Origin of the sequence: Leptolyngbya sp. FACHB-36, assembly GCF_014695955.1 — a bacterium.
Taxonomy (GTDB): domain Bacteria; phylum Cyanobacteriota; class Cyanobacteriia; order Leptolyngbyales; family Leptolyngbyaceae; genus FACHB-36.
Window position 1 is genome coordinate 1 of the sequence record NZ_JACJPG010000433.1, and the last position, 2,964, is coordinate 2,964.

At 56.7% G+C, this 2,964-nt stretch carries 3 protein-coding genes; 1 reads left to right on the top strand and 2 read right to left on the bottom strand.

What is annotated here, in order from left to right:
- Positions 1-1,266: Mur ligase family protein (locus tag H6F43_RS12145; RefSeq protein WP_242025543.1), on the top strand; the 1,266-nt coding region annotated here is incomplete at its 5' end.
- 52 nt (positions 1,267-1,318) lie between these two features.
- On the opposite strand, the gene tatA is transcribed toward H6F43_RS12145, so the two are convergent.
- Positions 1,319-1,489, bottom strand: coding sequence for a twin-arginine translocase TatA/TatE family subunit (tatA, locus tag H6F43_RS12150; protein WP_190343019.1), 171 nt, complete (start codon positions 1,487-1,489; stop codon positions 1,319-1,321).
- 85 nt (positions 1,490-1,574) lie between these two features.
- Positions 1,575-2,882, bottom strand: a complete 1,308-nt coding sequence (locus H6F43_RS12155) for a serine/threonine-protein kinase (protein ID WP_242025546.1) — start codon at positions 2,880-2,882, stop codon at positions 1,575-1,577.
- Positions 2,883-2,964: the final 82 nt, after the last annotated feature.

Consider the following 2,964-nt stretch of genomic DNA (forward strand, 5'->3'; position numbering starts at 1 on the left):
TCTCAGACGCGCGTTCCCATCATTGCCATCACGGGTACCAACGGCAAAACAACGACCACGCGCTTGATTGCTCACATTTTTAAGCAAACGCAGCAGGTCGTCGGCTACACGACCACTGACGGTACCTACATCGGTGACTATCTGGTAGAACCGGGCGACAATACGGGACCGCAGAGCGCTCAATTGATTCTGCAAGACCCCACGGTCGAGGTAGCCGTGCTAGAAAGTGCCAGAGGCGGCATTTTGCGCTCTGGTCTCGCGTTTAGCGCTTGCGACGTCGGAGTCGTGCTGAACGTTGCCGCCGACCATTTGGGCCTTGGGGACATCGAGACGATCGAGCAGATGGCGCAGGTGAAAAGCGTTGTGGCAGAAACCGTGATGCCTAACGGCTATGTGGTTCTCAATGCCGATGATCCGCTCGTGTCGCAAATGGCTAGCCGCGTCAAGGCACAGATCGCGTACTTCTCGATGCAGCCAGATAATTCGCTGATTCGCTCCCACACGCAGCGCGGCGGACTCGCAGCGGTGTACGAAAATGGCTATTTGTCAATTCTCAAGGGCGATTGGACGCTGCGAATTGAGCAGGCGGTAAATGTGCCACTGACGCTGGGAGGACGTGCCCCGTTCATGATTGCAAACGCGCTGGCAGCAAGTCTGGCAGCGTTCGCGCAGGGTGTTCGCATCGAAGATATTCGGGCGGCACTAGCAACCTTCCAGGCATCGACGCAGCAAACGCCAGGACGCATGAATCTAATCAATCTGGGGCGCTTCCACGCCCTAGTGGACTACGCACACAACCCGCACAGCTACGAAGCACTGGCTGGGTTTGTGCAGAACTGGACCGGAGAGCGGATTGGCGTCGTTGGTGGACCCGGCGATCGCCGCGACGAAGACTTCGTGACGCTGGGTCGACTGGCGGCGCAGATGTTCAATCGCATTCTGATCAAGGAAGACGATGACACCCGTGGCAGACCGCGTGGCGATGCGGCTCGACTGATTACTCAAGGAATTGAGGCAGTCAATCCTGCCTGCCCCCACGAGACGATCCTGGACGAAACGACCGCCATTAACACGGCGCTGGATTCTGCCCCGATCGACAGCCTGGTCGTTGTCTTGCCAGAAAGCGTCACGCGCGCTATCAGCCTGATTGATGCGCGTCGCCCTGCACAAGAGTCACCGGCGATCGCGCCAAACGGTACTGAAGCCAGTCCAGCAGAAGCGGCGGTGCAGCCTTCATCCGTGGAATACGTTAACTTTGGTCGTTGATTCGCTGAGGCGGGTTTCGTGGCTAACAGCGAAACCTGCCTTCGCGCTGGCTTTATTCGTCATCCAGGCCGTCTTGATCGTCGTCTGGCTGGCTGACGCCTTCCTTAAAGCTGCGTAGCGTCTTGCCAAACGTGCTGCCCAACTCCGGAATCTTCTTTGGACCGAAAATTAAAATCGCCACGACAGAAATCACAATGACTTCGGGCCACCCTAAGCCGAACATAGCCGCTTCCTCTCACGATATTTCACTCACTATACCGCCTGCAACAACGGGGAAGAGCTAGGAAGAACCGCCGTGATTCAGCAGGCTAGTCTTCGGAAATCGGGAGATCGATCCAGTCGCTCAACTCATACGCTAGCCACTCTAGCTCCGCTCGATGCCCGCGAATTTCACACGACTGCGTTCCTGCCCACAGAAGTAGCCGTGGCGTGACTCGACGGCTTAGCAACTCCAGTTGCCACACGTGCCGCAGAGGAACCGTCAGTGGGCGGCGATACTGCCAGCCAAACAGTTCCCGCACGATCGACACGTGCTGCTGACTGACAATCATCCGAGTTTTGCCAAACAGCCGAGTCAGCACAAGCAGTGCAACCGCACCCAGCACAACGGGCATTCCAAAGAACAGCAGAATCACAATCCACCAGGACCACGACTTAAGCAGAATCAGCTTCTGTGTTGGCAGGACAATTTCTATGAACTGCGCGTTGCGCGTCAGCTCAATTTTGCTGTGTCGTGGCTTTGTCAGGGGGTCAGCCGTTTTAACGTGGGGTTGGGCTTTGCGCTCCAGCCCGGTGAGGGCGTCTCGTGCCGAGCCAGGACGCTTACTTGGGCTGGGTTCCGTCATCCACTTGAGCCAACTGCTAAAGCTGGGACTGAGGTGGGCAGCTTGCTCAAAGTCAATCCGCAAATCGTTCTGTGGCAGTTCGGCAGGGTGGCGTCCAGTAGTGAGGTAAATCAGCGTCGCGCCAAGGCTGTAGAGATCGGAGGCAGGTGTAGCGCGTCCACCGAACTGCTCTGGAGGCATGTAGCCATACGTACCAACCACCGTCATTGTGCTGCCTTCGCGGATGGCAGTCTGCACTGCACCAAAATCGACTAGGTACACCTGCCCCAGTTGATGACCTGTCCGATCGCCCAACAGAATATTGCTGGGCTTGAGATCGCGATGGATCACGGAGGGTTGACGATCGTGCAGGTACACCAGAATCTCTAGCAGCGCTTTGGCAAGCTGTTTTACCTCGGCTTCGGTAAAGCTGTGTCCCATCCGTAGCTGCTGCTCCAGTGACGAGGCAGGAATGTAGGTTTGCACCAGCGCAAAGCCCTTATTTGTGGGCGTGTCGAGCTCAAACGAGTCGAGATAGCGCGGAATAGCGGGATGAGATAGCGATCGCAGTGTTTCTACCTCGCGCTCAAACATCTTCAAATCGTCCCAGCTGAAGTCACTGCCAAACGTGAGCAGCTTGACCACAACCCGCTCCTGCGTTTGCCCGTCCTGCGCCAGCCAGGTTTGGCGTCCGGCTTTTCGACCCAGTGGCTGAAGGAGTTGGTAGCGCCCAGCCAGCGGTTCGTTCGGTGTGCTGTCCATTGACGGAAAGGAACTGGCGGAAGACGGCATAGATCTGGAGAGAAAAACAGTTCAGCACTGTTCTAGCATTCCTATCGATCAACAAGGGTGATCGAGCTGATTTCGGACGCTG

Bases quoted from the DNA above. Each gene is read 5' to 3' on its own strand.
- tatA (WP_190343019.1), bottom strand. From the start codon at position 1,489: ATGTTCGGCTTAGGGTGGCCCGAAGTCATTGTGATTTCTGTCGTGGCG.
- H6F43_RS12155 (WP_242025546.1), bottom strand. From the start codon at position 2,882: ATGCCGTCTTCCGCCAGTTCCTTTCCGTCAATGGACAGCACACCGAAC.